This is a genomic window from Actinomyces acetigenes, from assembly GCF_031296635.1.
Taxonomy (GTDB): domain Bacteria; phylum Actinomycetota; class Actinomycetes; order Actinomycetales; family Actinomycetaceae; genus Actinomyces; species Actinomyces acetigenes.
Genome location: NZ_JASPFC010000032.1, coordinates 10,843 through 29,516, shown reverse-complemented (window position 1 = coordinate 29,516; position 18,674 = coordinate 10,843). Strand labels below are relative to the sequence as shown.

At 69.2% G+C, this 18,674-nt stretch carries 17 protein-coding genes; 10 read left to right on the top strand and 7 right to left on the bottom strand.

Annotated features, from left to right (window positions below; translation table 11 throughout):
• Window positions 1–585 precede the first annotated feature (585 nt).
• The 9 genes from fumC to RIV14_RS11015 all read left to right on the top strand — a co-directional run bounded on the left by fumC (window position 586) and on the right by RIV14_RS11015 (window position 9,411).
• The gene (gene fumC, locus RIV14_RS11055) at window positions 586–2,022 is read left to right on the top strand and encodes a class II fumarate hydratase (RefSeq protein WP_070660029.1); all 1,437 of its coding nucleotides are present in this window, start codon (window positions 586–588) and stop codon (window positions 2,020–2,022) included.
• A 234-nt stretch (window positions 2,023–2,256) separates the two neighbouring features.
• Window positions 2,257–4,086, top strand: coding sequence for a subtype A tannase (locus RIV14_RS11050; RefSeq protein ID WP_075373574.1), 1,830 nt, complete (start codon window positions 2,257–2,259; stop codon window positions 4,084–4,086).
• A gap of 102 nt (window positions 4,087–4,188) precedes the next feature.
• Window positions 4,189–4,575, top strand: a complete 387-nt coding sequence (locus RIV14_RS11045; protein ID WP_075373575.1) for a DUF1304 domain-containing protein — start codon at window positions 4,189–4,191, stop codon at window positions 4,573–4,575.
• A 290-nt stretch (window positions 4,576–4,865) separates the two neighbouring features.
• The gene (locus tag RIV14_RS11040) at window positions 4,866–5,735 is read left to right on the top strand and encodes an ABC transporter ATP-binding protein (protein WP_075373576.1); all 870 of its coding nucleotides are present in this window, start codon (window positions 4,866–4,868) and stop codon (window positions 5,733–5,735) included.
• Complete coding sequence (locus tag RIV14_RS11035) at window positions 5,732–6,436, top strand: ABC transporter permease (protein ID WP_075373577.1); 705 nt, start codon at window positions 5,732–5,734, stop codon at window positions 6,434–6,436. The genes RIV14_RS11040 and RIV14_RS11035 overlap by 4 nt, the downstream gene beginning before the upstream one ends.
• Complete coding sequence (locus tag RIV14_RS11030) at window positions 6,433–7,113, top strand: ABC transporter permease (RefSeq protein WP_075373578.1); 681 nt, start codon at window positions 6,433–6,435, stop codon at window positions 7,111–7,113. Before RIV14_RS11035 ends, RIV14_RS11030 begins: the two co-directional genes overlap by 4 nt.
• Window positions 7,110–8,096, top strand: a complete 987-nt coding sequence (locus RIV14_RS11025; protein WP_075373579.1) for an ABC transporter substrate-binding protein — start codon at window positions 7,110–7,112, stop codon at window positions 8,094–8,096. Before RIV14_RS11030 ends, RIV14_RS11025 begins: the two co-directional genes overlap by 4 nt.
• A gap of 158 nt (window positions 8,097–8,254) precedes the next feature.
• Window positions 8,255–8,878: an NADPH-dependent F420 reductase gene (locus tag RIV14_RS11020; RefSeq protein WP_075373580.1), complete on the top strand. Its 624-nt coding sequence runs from the start codon at window positions 8,255–8,257 to the stop codon at window positions 8,876–8,878.
• Between the two features lie 125 nt (window positions 8,879–9,003).
• Window positions 9,004–9,411: a winged helix-turn-helix transcriptional regulator gene (locus tag RIV14_RS11015; protein ID WP_081379626.1), complete on the top strand. Its 408-nt coding sequence runs from the start codon at window positions 9,004–9,006 to the stop codon at window positions 9,409–9,411.
• Between the two features lie 40 nt (window positions 9,412–9,451).
• Here the strand turns inward: RIV14_RS11015 and RIV14_RS11010 are convergent, their stop codons facing one another.
• The 5 genes from RIV14_RS11010 to RIV14_RS10990 form a co-directional block, all read right to left on the bottom strand.
• A complete protein-coding gene (locus tag RIV14_RS11010; RefSeq protein ID WP_075373581.1) occupies window positions 9,452–10,042 on the bottom strand; it encodes a dihydrofolate reductase in 591 nt (196 codons plus the stop codon).
• A complete protein-coding gene (locus RIV14_RS11005; protein ID WP_075373582.1) occupies window positions 10,039–10,932 on the bottom strand; it encodes a thymidylate synthase in 894 nt (297 codons plus the stop codon). The genes RIV14_RS11010 and RIV14_RS11005 overlap by 4 nt, the downstream gene beginning before the upstream one ends.
• A complete protein-coding gene (locus tag RIV14_RS11000) occupies window positions 10,929–11,627 on the bottom strand; it encodes a hypothetical protein (protein ID WP_075373583.1) in 699 nt (232 codons plus the stop codon). The genes RIV14_RS11005 and RIV14_RS11000 overlap by 4 nt, the downstream gene beginning before the upstream one ends.
• Window positions 11,628–11,702: 75 nt before the next feature.
• The gene (locus RIV14_RS10995; RefSeq protein ID WP_075373584.1) at window positions 11,703–12,143 is read right to left on the bottom strand and encodes an OsmC family protein; all 441 of its coding nucleotides are present in this window, start codon (window positions 12,141–12,143) and stop codon (window positions 11,703–11,705) included.
• Window positions 12,144–12,299: 156 nt separating this feature from the next.
• Complete coding sequence (locus RIV14_RS10990) at window positions 12,300–12,806, bottom strand: DUF2505 domain-containing protein (protein ID WP_075373585.1); 507 nt, start codon at window positions 12,804–12,806, stop codon at window positions 12,300–12,302.
• Window positions 12,807–12,984: 178 nt separating this feature from the next.
• Here RIV14_RS10990 and RIV14_RS10985 point away from each other — a divergent pair, with 178 nt between their 5' ends.
• Window positions 12,985–14,460: a sensor histidine kinase gene (locus RIV14_RS10985; RefSeq protein WP_075373586.1), complete on the top strand. Its 1,476-nt coding sequence runs from the start codon at window positions 12,985–12,987 to the stop codon at window positions 14,458–14,460.
• Between the two features lie 98 nt (window positions 14,461–14,558).
• Here the strand turns inward: RIV14_RS10985 and RIV14_RS10980 are convergent, their stop codons facing one another.
• Both RIV14_RS10980 and RIV14_RS10975 read right to left on the bottom strand, forming a co-directional pair.
• Window positions 14,559–14,807, bottom strand: coding sequence for a WhiB family transcriptional regulator (locus tag RIV14_RS10980; RefSeq protein ID WP_003779481.1), 249 nt, complete (start codon window positions 14,805–14,807; stop codon window positions 14,559–14,561).
• Between the two features lie 206 nt (window positions 14,808–15,013).
• Window positions 15,014–18,631: an FtsK/SpoIIIE domain-containing protein gene (locus RIV14_RS10975; protein WP_075373587.1), complete on the bottom strand. Its 3,618-nt coding sequence runs from the start codon at window positions 18,629–18,631 to the stop codon at window positions 15,014–15,016.
• Window positions 18,632–18,674 lie beyond the last annotated feature (43 nt).

Below are 18,674 nucleotides of genomic sequence, written 5' to 3'. Positions count from 1 at the left end.
CCCGACGGACGCCGCTTCGTGTCCCTGCCCTGGCCCCAACCCACCCAGAGGCAGCAAGGCAACCGCTCCACCATCGACACCAAGAAACCGCCCTACAGACTCATCCCGCTACCACCCCGACACCACCGAACGTCTCACAAGTCATGACACTCAAACGTCTCAGAAGCCATGACACTCAAATGTCTCAGAAGTGAGGAGACAGCACAGGGGGTTAAGGGTACGAAAGCGCGCTCTAAGGTACGAACGCGAGGCGCTTGCTCAAGGGCGGGCCCGGAGGCCATGGTTCAACGCCCAGTTCCGGGCCCGGACCCCTCCTCCCGTTCCGAGTCGACCAATGTGCACGAAGGCGGGGCTGAGCTGGTCAGGCGTGGTGCATGTGGAGGACCCCGGTCCGGCCATGGACGGCGCCCGTCAGATCGCCCGACGTGCCGACGCACAGCGCGACAGTTGACGCCCCACCGCTGGTTGCCAGGAACGCCGCCGGCGCCGAGGTGACCATAGCGGTGTCGGCCGGTAGCGATCTGAGACGTGTCTGGGACGCCCGTCCTCGCACGGCAGGCACCGCGAGCACCTAACCTTGCACCTATGACAACTGATGCAAAGACGCCCAACCAGGCTGTCACGACCCGCACCGAATCCGACTCCATGGGCACCATCGAGGTGGACGCCAACCGTTACTGGGGGGCCCAGACCGAGCGGAGCCTGCACAACTTCGACATCGGCCGCGAGACCTTCGTGTGGGGCCGCCCCATGATCAAGGCCCTGGGGATTCTCAAGAAGTCCGCCGCCCTGGCCAACGCCGAGCTCGGTGAGCTGCCCGCCGACATCGCCGAGCTCATCGCCAAGGCCGGCGATGAGGTCATCGCCGGTGACCTCGACGCCGAGTTCCCGCTCGTGGTCTTCCAGACCGGCTCGGGCACCCAGTCCAACATGAACTCCAACGAGGTCATCTCCAACCGCGCCATCGAGCTGGCCGGCGGCGAGCGCGGCTCCAAGACCCCGGTCCACCCCAACGACCACGTCAATCGCGGCCAGTCCTCCAACGACACCTTCCCCACGGCCATGCACATCGCCGTCGTCAACGAGCTGGCCGCCATGTACCCGCGCGTCCAGCAGCTGCGCGACACCCTGGACGCCAAGGCCAAGGCCTACGCCGACGTCGTCATGGTGGGCCGCACCCACCTGCAGGACGCCACCCCCATCACCCTGGGGCAGGTCATCAGCGGCTGGGTCGCCCAGATCGACTTCGCCCTCGACGGCATCCGCTACGCCGACTCTCGTGCCCGTGAGCTGGCCATTGGCGGGACCGCCGTCGGCACCGGTCTCAACGCCCACCCGAAGTTCGGGGCCCTGTGCGCCAAGAAGATCTCCGAGGAGACCGGTATCGAGTTCACCCAGGCGGGCAACCTCTTCGCCGCCCTGGGCGCCCACGACGCCCTGGTTCAGGTCTCCGGCGCTCTGCGGGTCCTGGGCGACGCCCTCATGAAGATCGCCAACGACGTGCGTTGGTACGCCTCCGGCCCCCGCAACGGCATCGGCGAGCTCATCATCCCGGAGAACGAGCCCGGCAGCTCGATCATGCCCGGCAAGGTCAACCCCACCCAGTGCGAGGCCATGACCATGGTGGCCACGAAGGTCTTCGGCAACGACGCCACCGTCGGCTTCGCCGGATCCCAGGGCAACTTCCAGCTCAACGTCTTCAAGCCGGTCATGGCCTGGTGCGTCCTGGAGTCCATCCAGCTCCTGGGTGACACCTGCGTCTCCTTCGACACTCACTGCGCCTACGGCATCGAGCCCAACACCGAACGGATCAAGGCCAACCTGGAGACCAACCTCATGCAGGTCACCGCCCTCAACCGCCACATCGGCTACGACAAGGCCTCCAAGATCGCCAAGAACGCGCACCACAAGGGCCTGTCCCTGCGCGAGTCTGCCCTCGAGCTCGGCTTCGTCACCGCCGAGGAGTTCGACAAGTGGGTCGTCCCCATGGACATGACTCACCCCAGCGCCGCTGAGGACTGATTCTCAGGACTGCCCCTCAATCCGACGACGGCGTCGCCCTTCACACCAGGGCGGCGCCGTCGCCGTGTGCGCGAGCCGAGCCCGCATCCTGTCGCGCCCGCCATCAGGCGGATGCCGACTCACAGAAGCGGCACAGCCGCGTCCTGGGATCGTCCTTGCCTTAAGGTGATGTGCTAGCCACGTATGCAGACACCCGAGTGAGGCACGCGACTGAGCGTGCCGGAGGGAACCACGATGAACCTGCCACGACGCACCATCCTTGCCGCCCTGCCCGCCACCGCAGGACTCCTGGGCCTGGGAGCCTGCTCCACCGGAGGGGCCACCGCGCAGGCCTCCTCCACGGCCTCGTCGCAGGCGCCCACCGACGCCAAGCTCGCCCTGGATCACGCCGCCTGGCGCTACGACGCCGACCACAAGGTCTACTACCAGCTGGGTCTGCGCTACGTGGCCACGCCCCAGGCCTCGGACTACGAGACCCTGGGCGTCTACGTGCCCGGTGCCTACTTCACCGGAAAGGACAACGGCAACGGCACCTACACGGTCACCGTCAACACCTCGGGCGCCGTCGGCAGCTTCACCGCCGCCACCGCTCCCACCGTCTTCCCGGTCAACACCCCGGGATACTCCGCCCAGAAGCCGCCCTCCGAGTACTCCTACGACACCATCAAGGCCTACATGGAGGCCGGTTTCATCTACGTCCACGCGGGCCTGCGCGGCAAGGACTCCAACTCCCAGACCTACTCCGGCAACGCGCCCTGGGGCGTTGCCGACCTCAAGGCCGCCGTGCGCTACCGGCGCTACAACTCCGCCGCCGTGCCCGGCGACGCCGCGAAGGTCTACGTCTTCGGGCACAGCGGGGGAGGGGCACAGAGCGCCGTCGCCGGAGCCTCCGGGGACAGCGAGCTGTTCGCCCCCTACCTGGCCGTCCTGGGGGCCGCCACCACTGACACCAGCGGCAAGGCCCTGTCCGACGCCGTCGCCGGAGCCATGTGCTGGTGCCCGATCACCAGCCTGGACAGCGCCAACGCCGCCTACGAGTGGAACATGGGCCAGTTCGCCTCTTCCGACACCCGGGCCGAGGGCACCTGGACGCGGGCCTACTCCCAGGACCTCGTGGCCGCCTTCCCCGCTTACCTCAACGGGCTGAAGCTCACCGACTCTCAGGGCAAGCCCCTGACCTTGGAGTCCTCCTCCCAGGGCACCTACCTGTCGGGCTCCTACTACGACCACCTCGTGTCGGTCATCCAGAAGTCCCTCAACGACTTCCTGGCGGCCACCACCTTCCCCTACACGCCCTCCTCCACCGAGATGGCGGGGATGGGGCCCGGCGGAGGCGGCGGGACGCCGTCGGGAACCCCGCCCAGTGACGCCGGCGGCACGCCCCCCAAGGGCGGGACTCCCGGAGGCGGCAGTCAGGGCAGTGGCGAGTCCACCACCTACAAGACGGTGGAGGAGTACATCGCCTTCCTCAACTCCTCCTCGCAGTGGGTCACCTACGACGCCTCCAAGAAGACTGCGACGATCACCGGCCTGCAGGGCTTCGTCACCTCCCAGAAGAACGCCTCCAAGGACGTGGGGGCTTTCGACGGCGTTGACCGTGCCCAGACCGAGAACCTCGTCATGGGCTCGGGGGAGAACAAGCAGCACTTCTCGTCCCTGAGCCGCGAGGTCATCTCCAAGGGCCAGTCCAGGTACGCGAGCCTGTCGGGCTGGAACAAGGACTACGGCGTCGCCGCCTACGAGAAGGACCTGGCCGCCAAGGACTCGGTCGGCACCGACATGGTCACGCGCGTGTCCATGTACGACCCCCTGTACTACCTCACCCAGGACTCCAAGGGGCGAGGCAGCTCCACCATCGCCCCCGCCTGGCGCATCCGCACCGGCATCACCCAGGGCGACACGGCCTCCACCGTCGAGGTGAACCTCGCCCTGGCGCTCCAGCAGGCCGGAGCCGGCAACGTCGACTTCGCCACCATCTGGGGGCAGGGGCACACGATGGCCGAGCTGACCGGCACCGGCGAGGAGAACTTCATCGCCTGGGTGACCAAGCAGGCGGCCTCCTGATCCCGGCAGGCTCCGGGACATCTCGGGGCGCTCCAGGGAATAACGACGGCGGTGGGGCAGTTGAGGATTCGGTTTCCGCTCGTCCTCATGAATCGAGAAATCATGCTGACTGCTGCCATGGTCTTCGCTGTCCTGGCCTCCGCCCTCCACGTCCTCATCTTCTACATGGAGTCCATCGCCTGGGAGGGGGCTCTGGCCCGCAAGACCTTCGGAGGCACGCCCGAGGAGGCCAGGCCGCACGCCTTCTACGCCTTCAACCAGGGCTTCTACAACCTCTTCCTGGCTCTCCAGGCGCTGACCGGAGTCGCATTGGTGGCCCTGGGGCACGTGGGGGTCGGTGCAGCCCTCATCCTGGCCGGGACCGGAGCCATGCTGGCGGCTGCCGTGGTCTTGGCCCTGGCCTCGGCACCCCACCGCGGCGCAGCCGCCAAGCAGGGAACCTTCCCGCTGCTGGCGGTCTCCTGCACTATCGCGACGCTCCTGGGTTGAGCCGGCATGAGACACCGGGATGATGAATCGATGAGGCCGTGTCGCTGGCGGCCTGAGCGCCCAGTCATGCAGTGTAGGAATGGTGCGCACTGCTGCGGTGTTAAGTGGGAGAGGATCGTCGATACCTTCGACGTGTAGATGGTGAGCACCTGGGTGTTTGCTTTCAATCCTGCACCAATCATCTTGGGAAAAGCCAACACCTGACAGATCGGCAGGTGTTGGCTGGTACGGTGGCGACACGCCATCGGGACGCGCCGCCAAAGGCCATGAGAGGACACCCGGCACCCGCAATGAGCAGCACCATTACCTTCGACGCCGTCACCAAGCAGTACCCGGCCGGGAGAGGCACCGAATCAGGTTCACCCGCCGTCGACTCCTTCTCGGCCCGTATCGAGGCCGGCACCACCACCGTCCTGCTGGGATCATCCGGCTGCGGCAAGACCACCCTGCTGCGCATGGTCAACCGCATGGTGGAGCCCTCCAGCGGACGGGTCCTCATTGATGACGAGAACGTCGCCGCCCGCGACGCGGTGGCTCTACGTCGATCCATCGGCTACGTCATGCAGAACGCGGGGCTGCTGCCGCACCGGCGCGTCATCGACAACATCACCCTGGTCCCCAGTCTTCAAGGCGTAGGGCGCCATGAGTCCCGGCAGCGGGCGCTCGAGCTCATGGACATGCTGGGCCTTGACCGCGACCTGGCCGGGCGCTACCCCCACCAGCTCTCTGGCGGCCAGGCTCAGCGGGTCGGTGTGGCCCGGGCACTGGCTGCCGACCCCGAGGTGCTCCTCATGGACGAACCCTTCGGCGCCGTCGACCCGCTCGTGCGCCGCGACCTCCAGCGCGAGATGGTCCGCATCCAGGCCGAGCTGGGTAAGACCATCATCTTCGTCACCCACGACGTCGACGAGGCCCTGGCCCTGGGCGACGAGATCATCCTCCTGCGCGAAGGGGCCCAGGTCGCCCAGCGCGGCAGCGGCCCCCAGCTGCTGGCCGACCCGGCCGACGACTTCGTCGCCCGCTTCCTCGGCCTCGATGACGCCGCCCGCCAGCTTCAGCTCACGGACGTCGCCGAGTCCCGGATCGTCCTGGACCGGGCCGGCCGCGCCGTCGGGCGCCTGGCCGACGAAGTCTCCACGGAGGCGGAGGAGCGGGCATGAGCTGGGTCCTGGCCAACCTGCCCACCATCGCCGGGCACCTCCTGGCCCACCTTCTCCAGGCGGTTCCCGCGATCATCGCCTCCTTCGTCCTGGCGATCCCCATCGCCCGCCTTGCCCGCACCGCCCGCCCGTTGCGCGCCGTGCTCGTGACCGGCTCCTCGCTGCTCTACGCCGTGCCGTCCCTCGCCCTGTTCGTCGTCCTCCCCATCATCCTGGCCACTGGCATCCGCGACCCGCTCAACGTCATCGTGGCCCTGACCCTCTACGGGCTGGCGCTCCTGGTGCCGGCCACCGCCGACGCGCTCGACGCCGTTGACGCCCGCGTCCTGGACGCCGCCACCGCCATGGGCATGGGGCGCCTGCGCTGCTTCCTCACCGTCGAGCTGCCGCTGGCGGGACCCGCCATCCTCACAGGCCTGCGCGTGGTGACGGTCTCGACGATCTCACTGACCACTGTCGGGGCGGTCCTCGGCGTGCGCAGTCTCGGCTGGCTATTCACCGACGGCTTCCAGCGCGGCATCACTGCGGAGATCGTTACCGGCCTGGCGGCCACCGCGGCCCTGGCACTCGTCCTGGACGGGCTCGTCCTCGCGCTGGGGCGGCTGTGCCTGCCCTGGACCTGGAAGCGCGCCGGCGATGCCGGGGCAGTCGCTGCCGGAGCCTGTGCAGCCGCCCCGAACAGTCAGGAGGGGCAGGCGTGAGGTTTGTCCTGGCCGCCCTGGCCTACATCGCCGATCCCGCTCACTGGAGCGGGGCCATGGGGATCGGCCCGCTGCTGGTCCAGCACGTCCTCTACTCCCTGGCCGGTGTCCTCATCGCCGCTCTTATCGGGGTCCCCGCCGGCTGGTGGGTGGGGCACACCGGACGCGGGCGCACCTGGGTGCAGCCGCTCAGCGGCGCGGCCCGCTCCCTGCCCACCCTCGGCCTCATCACGCTGTTCGGCCTCGTGCTCGGGGTCGGCCTGAGCGCCCCCATGATCGCCTTCGTCATCCTGGCCCTGCCCAGTGTCCTGGCCGGAGCCATGAGCGGGGTGCGGGCAGCCTCCACCATGGCCGTCGACGGCGCCCGGGCCAGCGGCATGAGCGAGCTGCAGGTGCTGGGCCGGGTCGAGATCCCCCTGGGGGCGCCGCTGCTCGTCGGCGGGCTGCGCTCGGCCAGCCTCCAGGTCATCTCCACCGCCACGCTGGCCTCCTATACCGGCGCCGGCGGGCTCGGCCGACTCATGTTCCTGGGCCTCAAGACCCAGGACTACGTCATGATGCTCGCCTCAGCGCTCCTGGTCATCGCCCTCGCCCTGGCCTCCGAGGCCGTCTTCGCCCTCATCCAATGGGGTGTCACGCCCCCGGGTGCCCGGCAGCACCGGAAGGAATCAGCATGACCGCACCGTCCAACCCGCGCCCCGGCAAGCAGCTGACGCGACGTGGCCTGCTGGCCGGCATCGGCGCGACCACCGGCCTGTTCGCCCTGAGCGCCTGCTCCGACACCGACCCCTTCGCCGTCGACCAAGCCTCGGGGGGCTACTCCGGTGGCCCGATCATCATCGGCAGCCAGCAGTACTACTCCAACGAGATCATCGCCGAGCTCTACGCCCAGATGATGGAGAAGACGGGCCTGAGCGTCACCCGCCAGTACCAGATCGGCCAGCGGGAGGTCTACCTGCCCGAGCTCGAGGCCGGCAAGATCCACGCCATCCCCGAGTACGGCGGCAACCTGCTGGAGTACTACAGCAAGACCTCCGCCTCAGGCAGCCCCACCGCCGCGACCGCCTCCCGCACCGCCAGCGATACCGCCTCCATCCAGGACACCCTGCTGAGGATCCTGCCGCACTCGCTGACCGTTCTGAACCCGGCCGAGGCGACGGATCAGGACTCCCTGACCGTCACCAAGGCCACCGCCCAGGCACACTCCCTGACCTCCATCGGCGACCTGGCCTCACTGGGGCGGTCCATCACGATCGCCGCGAACTCGGAGTTCGCCACCCGCCCCTACGGTCCCAAGGGCCTCAAGGCCGTCTACGGCGTCGACGCCTCCGTCACGCCGGTGGAGGACTCCGGCGGACCCCTGACCGTCAAGGCCCTCACCGACGGCACCGTCGACGTCGCCGACATCTACTCCTCCGACCCCGCCATCGGGGTCAAGGACCTCGTCATCCTGTCCGACCCCCAGATGCTCATCCTCCCGCAGAACGTCACCCCGCTGGTCTCCGCCTCACTGCCGGCCATCGCGGCCACCGCCATCAACCGGGTCTCGGCCCTGCTGACCCCCGACGAGCTGCGCTCCCTCAACCAGCGCTCCACCGGCGAGAAGCTCAGCTCCAAGGTCATCGCCACCGACTGGCTCACCTCCAAGAAGCTGCTCTGAGCGGCGAGAGGCCCGCGGCGCTCGGCGTGTCAGTGATGGCAGAGAGCGTGCGCGACGACAGTTAGTGATCTCTTGCATACAGTCACTCTCTTTCGGAAAGTGAGTGCGTGTGAGAGAGTTTAGTTGTTCGTTCAACACCAAACGTTCAAGGAGCTCTCATGTCCGTCCCCTCCATCTCCATCATCGGCGCCGGCAACATCGGATCAGCGGTCGCAGGTCTGGCAGTCAAGGCCGGTGCCAGCACTCAGGTCCTGGTGCGCGACACCTCCAAGGCCACCGGCCCCTCGGGTGCCGACGTCGCCGAGATCGGTTCGCCCCTGACCGGTGACATCGTCGTCCTCGCCCTGCCCTACGCCGCCATTGACGACGTCATCGCCACCTATGGTGCGCAGGCCTTCACCGGCAAGGTCGTTGTCGACCCGACCAACCCCCTGGACTTCACCACTCTCGACTCGCTCGTACCGGCCGGTAGCTCTGCGGCCGCCGAGCTCGCCGTGAGGCTCCCGGGCGCCCGGGTGGTCAAGGCCTTCAACACCGTCTTCGCCGCCGTCCTGGCGAGCGGCACCATCGGTGCTCGCCCGGCCACTGTCCTGGCCGCCTCAGACTCCGCGGAGGCCAAGACGAGCCTGCGCTCGTTCGTCGAGGCCGCCGGACTGACGTGGGCCGACGCCGGCGAGCTCAAGCGGGCGGAGCGTCTGGAGGCACTCGGGGCGCTGAACATCGCCTTGGGCGTCACGGAGCAGGTCGCTTGGACCGGAGGCCTCGCTGTCGTGTCTGAGTGAGGCTCAAGTAAGGCTCGGATAAGGCTCCCGGTTCGCAGGTAACCTGTCACCCATGCCCGTCGTCGGCCGCTCACACGTGTGGGCGGCCGACGACGGATCAGCGACCAAGCACACGAGGAGACACCGTGTCCGACACTGAGCAGCCGACCGGCACGCACAAGGCGGGGCAGATGGCGCCCAATCCCTATAGCCGCAGCTGCCCCTCACGTGGTCTGCTCAAGTCACTCGGCGACCTGTGGACCGTACTCGTCGTCGGGGCGCTTCACGAAGCCGGCCAGCCACAGCGCTTCAAGGAGATATCGACCCGTGTCGATGGTATCTCCACCAAGATGCTCACCCAGACCCTCAGGGGCCTTGAACGCGATGGACTCATCGAGCGCCATCAGTACCCGGAGATCCCGCCTCGAGTGACCTACGAGCTCACCGACTCAGGTAAGGGGCTGGCGGAGGCACTCGCTCACGTTGAGGCCTGGGCCACCGAGCACCTCGGCACAGTCAGCCAGGCCCGGGCGCGCTACGACGCCACCCACTGAGCATCCGCTCAAACGTTCGCCGAGGGCGTTTCGAGCGCGTCTACAGGTGCCGCCAGGTCTCCACCCGCCAGCGCGCGTCCCCGGACACCGGGCGCCACTGCCCTCGCGGGTCGGAGAGGGCCGGGTCGATGGCCCACTGCTGAGTGCTGATCCCCGGTGCACGCACCAGCGCTGAGTCGGGCAGGCCGCGCTCACGGGCCCGCTCGCTGGCGTCCAGGTCCAGGACACTGACAACGAGCACATCGGGCAGGCCGTCAGCCAGAGCCTGCTCGTAGACGCTCCCACCACCGATGACCCACAGGCGGGGGAGCCCTGCGACATCCCCCTCACGAGGATCGTGCCCCAGCTCAACGGCCAGGCCCCGCGCCGCCAGCGAGAGCCCCTCGCGCAGCGAGCCTGCGCGGATCGCCCCCTCGGCCCGCCAGGAGCGGTCACGGGTGAGAACCACGTTGCGCCGCCCGGGCAAGGGGCCTCCTAGCGACTCCCAGGTGGCGCGGCCCATAACCAGCCCGCAGCCCATGGTCGTGGCCTTGAAGTGGGCGAAGTCCGCCGGCACGCGCCACAGCATGCCGCCGTCGGCCCCCAGAACCCCGGTGACGTCCTGGGCCCAGATCATCCCCAGGCCGCTCATACCGCGACCGGGGCCTTGATCGTGGGGTGGTGCTCGTAGCCCTGGGAGGCGTCGATGTCGTCCATGTCGTAGGCGTCGATGGACTCGGCCCGCTCCAGACGCAGCGTGGGGAAAGGGTGGGCGCTGGGCACCCGGGAGAGCTGGGTGCGGACCTGCTCGACGTGGTTGTCGTAGATGTGGCAGTCCCCGCCGGTCCAGATGAGCTCACCGGGCTCCAGGTCCGCCTGCTGGGCGAGCATATGGGTGAGCAGCGCATAGGAGGCGATGTTGAAGGGCACCCCCAGGAACAGGTCGGCGCTGCGCTGATAGATCTGCAGGCTCAGACGGCCATCGGCCACATAGCACTGGAAGAAGGCGTGGCAGGGGGCCAGCGCCATGGAACCCAGCTCGGAGACGTTCCAGGCCGACACCAGCATGCGCCGCGAGTCCGGGTCGGTGCGCAGCGTGTCGATGAGCCCGGCGATCTGGTCGATCGCGCCCCCGTCCCGGGTGGGCCAGGAGCGCCACTGCGAACCGTAGACCGGCCCCAGCTCACCGGAGTCATCGGCCCACTCGTCCCAGATGGTGATGCCCCGCTCCTGGAGCCAGCGCACGTTCGTCTCCCCGCGCAAGAACCACAGCAGCTCACCCTTGACGGCCTTCATGGCCACGAACTTCGTGGTGATGCGCGGGAAGCCGCGGCGCAGGTCGTAGCGCAGCTGGCGGGCGAAGAGTGAACGCGTCCCGGTGCCGGTACGGTCGGACTTCGCGGTCCCATTAGCCAGGACGTCGGCCAGGAGGTTCTCGTAGGCGACGTCGACGCCTGGCGAGGGGAGGAGCCCCATCTGCGCCAGCGCCGGGTACTGGGCGGTCGACGGCGACGGCTTGCTCTGGCTGCTGGCTGCGCTCATGCTTCGATCACCTCGACATGGGAGCTGTCGACGTAGCCGCCCACAGCGAGCTCGGGTCCCAAGGCCGCCTGCGCCCCCTCAATGACCTGATTGGCCAGCGCCCGGCCCCCCGACCAACCGATGGCAGCCCCGATCCCGAAGGGGAGGAGACGCCCCAGCGCCAGTGCGCCGCCCTTGGCGACCGAGTGCTTGGCCATCCGCTTGATGAGGCGGGCGTTGATCGACTTCACCGACGGCAGGGGCATCTGCATGAGCAGCTGAGCCGCCCAGAACATCGAGGACAGGCCCAGCTGGCCCTGAACCGCCTCGGAGCCCTCCTTTCCCAGGAGGGCGGAGAGGACCAGTGCCCGACGGCGCTCGGTGTCGACGACGTGGACCCCCTGGATCTCCGCGACAGTCAGGACGTAGGTGACGGCCGAGGCAATGAAGGCGGCGCTCTGGCCCACTGTCAGGGCGGCGGCCGCGCCCGTACCGATGGCCGGTATGGCCGCGGAGGCCCCGACCGCTCCCGATGACAGCCCCGCGTCCCTCCGGAAACGGGCACCGGCCATCTCGACGAGCTCGGCGGCGTCTGCCCCGGGACGGTCCCGGCGCATCCGTGCGACGCGCTCCTCGATGAGGGCGGCCGGGATGGCGATCGCCTTGTCGAGGGCGCGCTCCAGCGCGTTGGGGCGCCCAGATCGGGAGGTGTTCAACGGTGGTCTCCTTACCTGAGTGACACAGGGGGAATCGAGGAGAGTGGCCGGTTCAGCGGATGGGGCGCTGAGCGCTCAGTCCTCGTCGGGGTCGACGATCGTCGTCGTGTAGGAAGCGCCGTGCTCGATGGTGTGGCCCACCGTGCAGTGGCGGTCGACGGCGCCGGCGACCCGCTGGCTGAGCAGCTCGCGCTGCTCGGCGTCGAGCGAGGACAGGTCGGTGACAATCTCGACCTGAAAGGACTCGTAGCGCTCCTCGGCGTCGTTCTTGACGGTCGAGCAGCCCACGGTGGCCTCGAAGCCCTCGCCCAGGGCCTTGGCCAGACGGTGGTCGGCGGACAGGGTGTTGCAGGTGGCCAGGGCGATCTTCATCAGCTCACCGGGAGAGAACTCGCCCGGGCCCATACCGATGCGGACCTCGGCGCCCGAGGAGTTGCGACCGATGTACTGGCGGGTGCCCGCGCGCTCGGCCCACACGGCGTTAGGGGCGGAGGCGGCTGTGCTGGAAGTGCTCATGGCCTGATCGTGCCATGAAACCGGACGAGACTCGGCGGTGGAACCGGCGTACAGCCCCGTGCTGCGCCACTGGCGGACAGCGGCGCAGCACGGGAATAACTGCCCTGGGCGACGTAGCGCACAGTCAGTGATCGAGGTGAGTGATCGAGGCGCGGATCAGTGCTCGGCGAGCCAGGCGGTGGCCCGGCTCTCCTCATCGGCGACGACGCGCCCCACCATGCCCATGGCCTTCTCCTCGATGGTCTTGCCGACCAGCGGCACAGTGACCTTGAGGTCGACGTCGACGGTGACGGTGGTGGCCTCACCGGCGGCGTCCGCGGCGGGGGCCATGGTGGAGGTGGCACTGACCCTGACCGGGGCGTTCTTGACCGTCACGTCATAGCCGCCGGAGCGAGAGCCGTCATCCCTCGGCTCGCCCCAGGACTCAGCCACGGAGAAGGACACCGCCGAGCGCACGAACCGTGAGGCGACCGAGGGCAGCTGGGAGGGCTGGATGCTCCCGGCGATGGTGGCCACGAAGCCCTGACCGCGCTGGGCGACGTCCACCGAGGTGTTGTCGAGCCCGGCTCGCGAGACCCGCGCCTGTTGGTAGGCGGGATCGGCGAGCATCTGCGCAGTGCGTGCCGGAGTTGCAGGATAGGTGATGGTGATGGTCTTCCTCATGGTGCGATCCTGTCATGTTTCGCCGGGCTGGGGCATGCTCCGACCGCGGAGGGGACCAGGAGCCGTGGCGCGGCTCGCAGGGTTGAGCACGGGACCACTCAGGTCCCGAACATGTGTCCTGCTTGGCAATTAGTCGGCTCAACGAGCCGGTTCCGCTCACTGCCGATAACCTTGAGAGGTGCCTAATCTTCTGCCCAGCGCCCTGAGAGACGCAGTCGACCTCGCCGAGGCCGACCTCGACTGGATCCACCAGCTGGTGGCCGACTGGCAGCTGATTGCGGACCTATCCACCTCTGACCTGGTCCTGTGGGTGCGTACCCGCGCGGGGCGTTTCATCGCCGCGGGCCACACCCGTCCCTCTGGTGGGACCACCGTCCACCTCGAGGACGTGATCGGGCGGCGCATGCCGGCCTCGCGCGAGGCCATGGCCATGGAGTCACTGTCCACCGCCCAGATCCAGGACGCCGCCGAGCCCTACTGGACCGGTACCGCCGCGGTCCAGGAGGAGTACATCCCGGTCGCTCACGCCGGCACGCCGATCGCCGTCGTGACTCGGGAGACCTCGGTGGGCGTCATCCGGGGCGGGCGCATCGTTGAGCGGGAGATGGAGGAGATCGCCGAGGTCCTGTGCCAGATGACCGCCTCGGGCGACTTCCCCATTCAGGGCGCCGGTACCACGATCCGACACGGCACGCCGCGCGTGGCCGACGGCGTCCTGCGCCTGGACGAGGAGGGGCGGATCGTCTACGTCAGCCCCAACGGGCGCTCCTGCTTCCACCGCCTGGGGATCGAGGGCGAGCTGGAGGGGATCCTGCTGGCTGAGGCCGTCACCTCGATCATCCCCGCCCGTACCCCCGTCGATGAGACGCTGGCCGTGGTCCTCATGGGCAGGCAGGCCTGGCTCACCGAGGTCGAGGTCGGGGGAGTGTTCCTCTCCCTGCGCTCCATCCCGCTGACGCTCAAGGGGCGCCGCTCCGGGGCGGCGCTCCTGGTTCGTGACGTCACCGAGGTGCGTCGACGTGAGCAGGTCCTGCTCAACAAGGACGCCACCATTCGGGAGGTCCATCACCGGGTCAAGAACAACCTGCAGACCGTCTCGGCGTTGCTGCGCATGCAGGCCCGCCGCGCCTCGAACGAGGAGACCCGCCAGGCCCTGTCCGAGGCCGAGCGCCGGGTGACCACCATCGCCACCGTCCACGACGCCCTGAGCCACAACGTCAACGAGCACGTGGACTTCGATGAGGTCTTCTCCTCTATCCTGCGCATGGCCGCGGTCGTGGCCACGCCCACGGGTGAGGTCAGCACCAAGCTGGAGGGCTCCTTCGGAGTGGTCGATGCCGACACAGCGCAGGCGTTGGCCACGGTGCTGGCCGAGCTTGTGACCAACGCCGTCGAGCACGGCCTCGATGGCCGTGACGGCCGCGTGACAGTCACGGCCCACCGTGATGAGGGCCGGCTCGAGGTCCACGTGATGGACAACGGTGCGGGGCTGGCACCGGACACCCTCATGACCGGCCTGGGAACACGGATCGTCACCACGCTCGTGCGCGGGGAGCTGCGCGGGGTCATTGACTGGAAGCCTCTGAACGGAGGGGGCACTGACGTCGTCATTCATGCCCGCCTTAACCAGAGGGCTGCCAGGGCTGAGGCCTGACCTTTTGATGGCCGGCTGTTGACAACACCTGGATCAACAAAACGGTGTTCGCACGATTAACCGTGCGAACACCGCAGTGTCAAGAACTCGATCAGTTTTCAGGATGACCGGCGGGCCCGGGCCGCCCTGCGCTTGAGGGAACGGCGCTCGTCCTCGCTCATGCCTCCCCAGACGCCGGCATCCTGACCGTTCTCCAGCGCCCACTTCAGGCAGGTGTCCACCACCTCGCAGCGGCCGCACACCTCTTTCGCCTTGGCGATCTGGGCGATGGCGGGACCGGTGTTTCCCACAGGGAAGAAGAGCTCCGGGTCAACGGTGAGACATGCGGCTTGGCTGCGCCAGTCCATAAGGGCCCCCTACAAGGTCATCGGTCATGCGGTTGGCGCCGGCCCAGCTTGTCAGGGAACGGCGGCCGCGTCCGAGAACAACTTTCACATGACGGGGGGCGGTGGGCAAGACCTCGATCATGAGACCTGTGCCGATACCCTGTCGTGATCCTCACAGGATGCTGAGGTGTTGAGATCACACCACTTTCCTTCATTGAGAGTGCCTGTTAAACAGGGTATTCAATAGGGTGATCGTCGTCTTCAGGGCGCGGAAGCACGATCTGAATGGGCAGGCACGTTCCACGGTAGACGAGTGCTCCACGACCGGGCAGCGTCATCGCTCTGGGGTCGGTGACCGTCCGCAAGGAGATGCCGGCAGCCTGATCGGCAGGGCGCATACCGGGCCACAGCACGACGAGCGCCTCGCGCTCACGCATGGTGGAGATCGCGCCGCGGAAGGTCGTGGCGACCTTCTCCGTCGAGGCGGAGGCCAGGACCACCTCGGAGCGCGCTAGCGCAGCCTCCACCTGAGTAGCGGCGGTGACGTCCGCCAGGTCCAGGTCGTCGACGACGAGGGCGTCGGAGGCAAGCGCCTGAGCCAGTGCCCGCAGCGCCGTGGAGCGCCCCGAGCCGGGCGGCCCGGCGACCAGGACGCTGGTGCCGGCCGGAAGCGTGACCGGTGCGGCCGCGTCCCCTCCCACAGCCCAGGTGCCCTCCGGGACGTCCTCCCAGGTGAGCCGGGTCGGCAGCGGTTCGAGCCGCAGCGCGTGGCCACCGTCGCGCTCGGATCCGGAAACCGGGCAGTCCTCACGGAGCACGATCTGGCAGGCGGTCGTCGTCGCCCCGTCCAGGATGACGCCGCGCCCCGGGGCGCCACCGGTGACCACCCCGCGTGGAAGACCGGCGAGAGCGGCCTGCGTGCCGGTGGCCGCACCGAGAACCAGCCTGAGCCCCATGGAACCGGTCCACCGGGCGGTGGAGGCGACCAAGGGGGCGGTCAGCAGCAGGGGAGTGCCCGTCGCGGACGCAGTACGGATGACGGCCTCCAACAGGGCGTTGCCCTGGCCGGGGCCCAGCACCTCATCAATGGTCGGGATGAGAGCGTCGACGTTGTCGAGGCACAGCAGGTCTGCGCCGAGGTGCCCGCTGGCGGCGAGTCCCCATAGCCGGGCCAGGCGTCGCGGATCCTCCGTACCGACCACCGTGCCCACCCCGGGGTGGGTGAAGAGCCTGCGCACGGGGGAGGTCTCGTCCGTGGCCTGGCCGCAGGCGCCGGCGACCGGGGGAACGAAGCCGCACAGGTGCACCCCCCTGCCCGAGCCCAGTGTCGCCATCGCAGCCGAGGCGATGACGGTGGAACGCCCCGACCTCGGGGCCCCGAGGACCAGCAGCGGGCGCGTGACCCGCCAGTGCCACACCCCCAGGCTCTGATGGCGAGGAAGATCGGTCACGGCCAGGAGAAGACGGTCGTCGTCGTGCCCGGACAGTGGTGCGTGGCCGGCCGGGTCCGCGGGGACCAGCGCCCCCTGCGTCCCCTCCTCAAGCTCCCCCGGTGCTCGGGGGCCTCGGAGCCGTCCCAGCTCGAGTGCCTCGGCCGCGCTGATCGAGGTGGGCAGGGCCGGCGCCCAAGGGCGCCACGGGGCGGCGTGCCCCTCGGCCGCGCGTGAGATAAGGTCGACGACCTCCTGAACCTCACGCGTCGAGCCGCACCAGGGGGCCTGAAGCACCTGACTGCCAGGACTGGGACAACCACTGGTCCCGTTGCTGGGGCCTGCCGGATCGAGGCCGCCGTCCTCGATGCTGCCGGCTCCACTGACCAGGACCCTGCCGGGATGATGACCGAGCCGGGCGGCCCCGTCGTGCCCCAGGACGTCCCTGGAGTCAGCGGCGTCGAGCACCCGCAGGCACACCCGCAAGGAGGTGTTGGCCCGAATCGCCGGGGACACGGCCCCCTGAGGACGCTGCGTGGCCAGAATGAGGTGGATCCCCAGGCTGCGCCCCTGGGCGGCGATACGCACCAGGGACTCCAGGACCTCGGCGTGCTCGCCGGCCAAGGTGGCGAACTCGTCCACCGCCACCACCAGATCGGGGACGACGACCTGCGGCGGCAGGCAGGAGAGGTCCTTGGCGCCGTGGGCGGCCAGGATCCGCTCGCGGCGGCGCACCTCGGCCTCCAAGGAGGACAGGGCGCGCTGGGTGCCAGCGGGATCCAGATCCGTCAGAACCCCGGCCGTGTGCGGCAGGCCGGCCAGAGGTCCGAAGGCGGCACCGCCCTTGTAATCGACGAGGACCAGGGTGAGGCGATCCGGTGCTCGGCTCAGCGCCAGCTGCACCAGCCACGAGATGAGCAGCTCGGACTTCCCTGAACCCGTTGTCCCGGCCAGCAGGGCGTGCGGGCCGTCCGCCACCAGGTCGGCACGCACCGGTCCTCGTGCTCCCACTCCGAGCACCGCCGGCAGCGCCGGCGCGCCCCGGGCCGGCGAGTGCGTCCGCTCCTCCCACCGCACCCGCAGCTCGTGGGCGTCGAGGTCGTCCATGACAGCACTGAGGGGGACCAGATCGGGGACGCCATCGCCCTGGGACGACGCCCGGGGTGGTGACGTGATCCGGGAGCGGCTCAGGTGACAAACCGTCTCCCACCAGGTCGGTGAGAACGACGGCGCCCTGGCCGGAGCGGGCCGCGTGCTCAGCGCCTGGGGCGGGACCCCATCGCGCGAGCAGGTCACTATCTGCGCGCTGCGAGGATGCGCCTGCGGGCCCCAGGCGAGGCGGAGCCCCAGCCGGTCGCCTGCCTGCTGGCACTCACGCTCCACACCGCCCTGATGACCGAAGCGCTCATCCGGCGGGACAACCTGTGGGTCATCCAGCACGGTCACCCGGACCTCATCGCGGGCCAGAAGCTGGGCGCACCACCATCTGAGCGCACTGCCGGCGCCCTTGCCCACCAGGGCCAGGCTCTCGCCGTCGCAGAGCGACAGGACGCAGCGTCGTCGGCGTCCGGCACTCCAGGCGGCCAGGACCTCCTGGGCGGCGGAGACGGGCGTCGAGTCCTCGGCCGGGGAGTCCCGGACGGGTTGAGACATGCTGGAGCGCGCCGCGACGGCCAGCAGCATCGTGGCAGGGTCCGGCTCGCCGTGCCTCCAGCCCGGCCGGCGTCCCCGGCGGCGCCGGCGAGCGCGCCATCGGGCTCCACCCGCACGCCCGGCGCGCCCGGCGCGCTGGGCTCTCCGTTGTTGCAGGAAGGGCACCAGGCGCATGATCGTCATCGCGACCATCGGCGCCACCATGACCATGCCCATCGCGCCCCGGCTCCCCGTCCTGAGCGCGATCACCGCCGAGCCGGCCATGACCAGGACGCAGACCAGTGAGCCCACCATCAACCATGCCGTTGACGAGGCCGACGTCGCAGGGGCCGCCACCACCAGGTCACAGGGGCGCCTGCGCAGCTCGAGCACGCTGTCTCCCAGCCGCAGGAGCGCCCCCTCCTTCAACCTCATCTCCCGGCGCGCACGCAGCCACATCCCCACGTGCCAGTAGCGGTAGGAGCCGTTGGCCGATCCGCAGTCCTGCGCCAGGACCCGGCCGCCGTGAAGCCGCAGACGCAAATGACGGCGGGAGACCAACGGGTCGCTGAGGACCTCGCCGCGTCCCAGGAGAGCGCCGTCCCTGACGGCTATCACCAGGCCGCGGTCAGGACCGTCCAGGACGGCAAGGTGCCACGGGCCGGCCAAGGCGGCCAGAGCCGCGTCCGCGGCCGCCTCACCCGCCGAGCGCCGGAACAACGAGGGCGAGACCTCTCCCGGCAGCAGCGAGTGGAGGTTCAGGACATCGGCGGTCGCGCTCATTCCTCCAGAATCGCTGCTGGAGACCGTCACGTCGCCGTCGGGC

Excerpts from the sequence above, each read along its gene's own strand:
- RIV14_RS10990 (WP_075373585.1), bottom strand. The coding sequence starts at position 12,806 with ATGAGGAAGACCATCACCATCACCTATCCTGCAACTCCGGCACGCACT.
- RIV14_RS10995 (WP_075373584.1), bottom strand. The coding sequence starts at position 12,143 with ATGAGCACTTCCAGCACAGCCGCCTCCGCCCCTAACGCCGTGTGGGCC.
- RIV14_RS11050 (WP_075373574.1), top strand. The coding sequence starts at position 2,257 with ATGAACCTGCCACGACGCACCATCCTTGCCGCCCTGCCCGCCACCGCA.
- RIV14_RS11010 (WP_075373581.1), bottom strand. The coding sequence starts at position 10,042 with ATGAGCGGCCTGGGGATGATCTGGGCCCAGGACGTCACCGGGGTTCTG.
- RIV14_RS11040 (WP_075373576.1), top strand. The coding sequence starts at position 4,866 with ATGAGCAGCACCATTACCTTCGACGCCGTCACCAAGCAGTACCCGGCC.
- RIV14_RS11025 (WP_075373579.1), top strand. The coding sequence starts at position 7,110 with ATGACCGCACCGTCCAACCCGCGCCCCGGCAAGCAGCTGACGCGACGT.
- RIV14_RS11020 (WP_075373580.1), top strand. The coding sequence starts at position 8,255 with ATGTCCGTCCCCTCCATCTCCATCATCGGCGCCGGCAACATCGGATCA.
- RIV14_RS11005 (WP_075373582.1), bottom strand. The coding sequence starts at position 10,932 with ATGAGCGCAGCCAGCAGCCAGAGCAAGCCGTCGCCGTCGACCGCCCAG.
- RIV14_RS10975 (WP_075373587.1), bottom strand. The coding sequence starts at position 18,631 with ATGAGCGCGACCGCCGATGTCCTGAACCTCCACTCGCTGCTGCCGGGA.
- RIV14_RS11035 (WP_075373577.1), top strand. The coding sequence starts at position 5,732 with ATGAGCTGGGTCCTGGCCAACCTGCCCACCATCGCCGGGCACCTCCTG.
- RIV14_RS10980 (WP_003779481.1), bottom strand. The coding sequence starts at position 14,807 with ATGGACTGGCGCAGCCAAGCCGCATGTCTCACCGTTGACCCGGAGCTC.
- RIV14_RS11045 (WP_075373575.1), top strand. The coding sequence starts at position 4,189 with ATGCTGACTGCTGCCATGGTCTTCGCTGTCCTGGCCTCCGCCCTCCAC.
- fumC (WP_070660029.1), top strand. The coding sequence starts at position 586 with ATGACAACTGATGCAAAGACGCCCAACCAGGCTGTCACGACCCGCACC.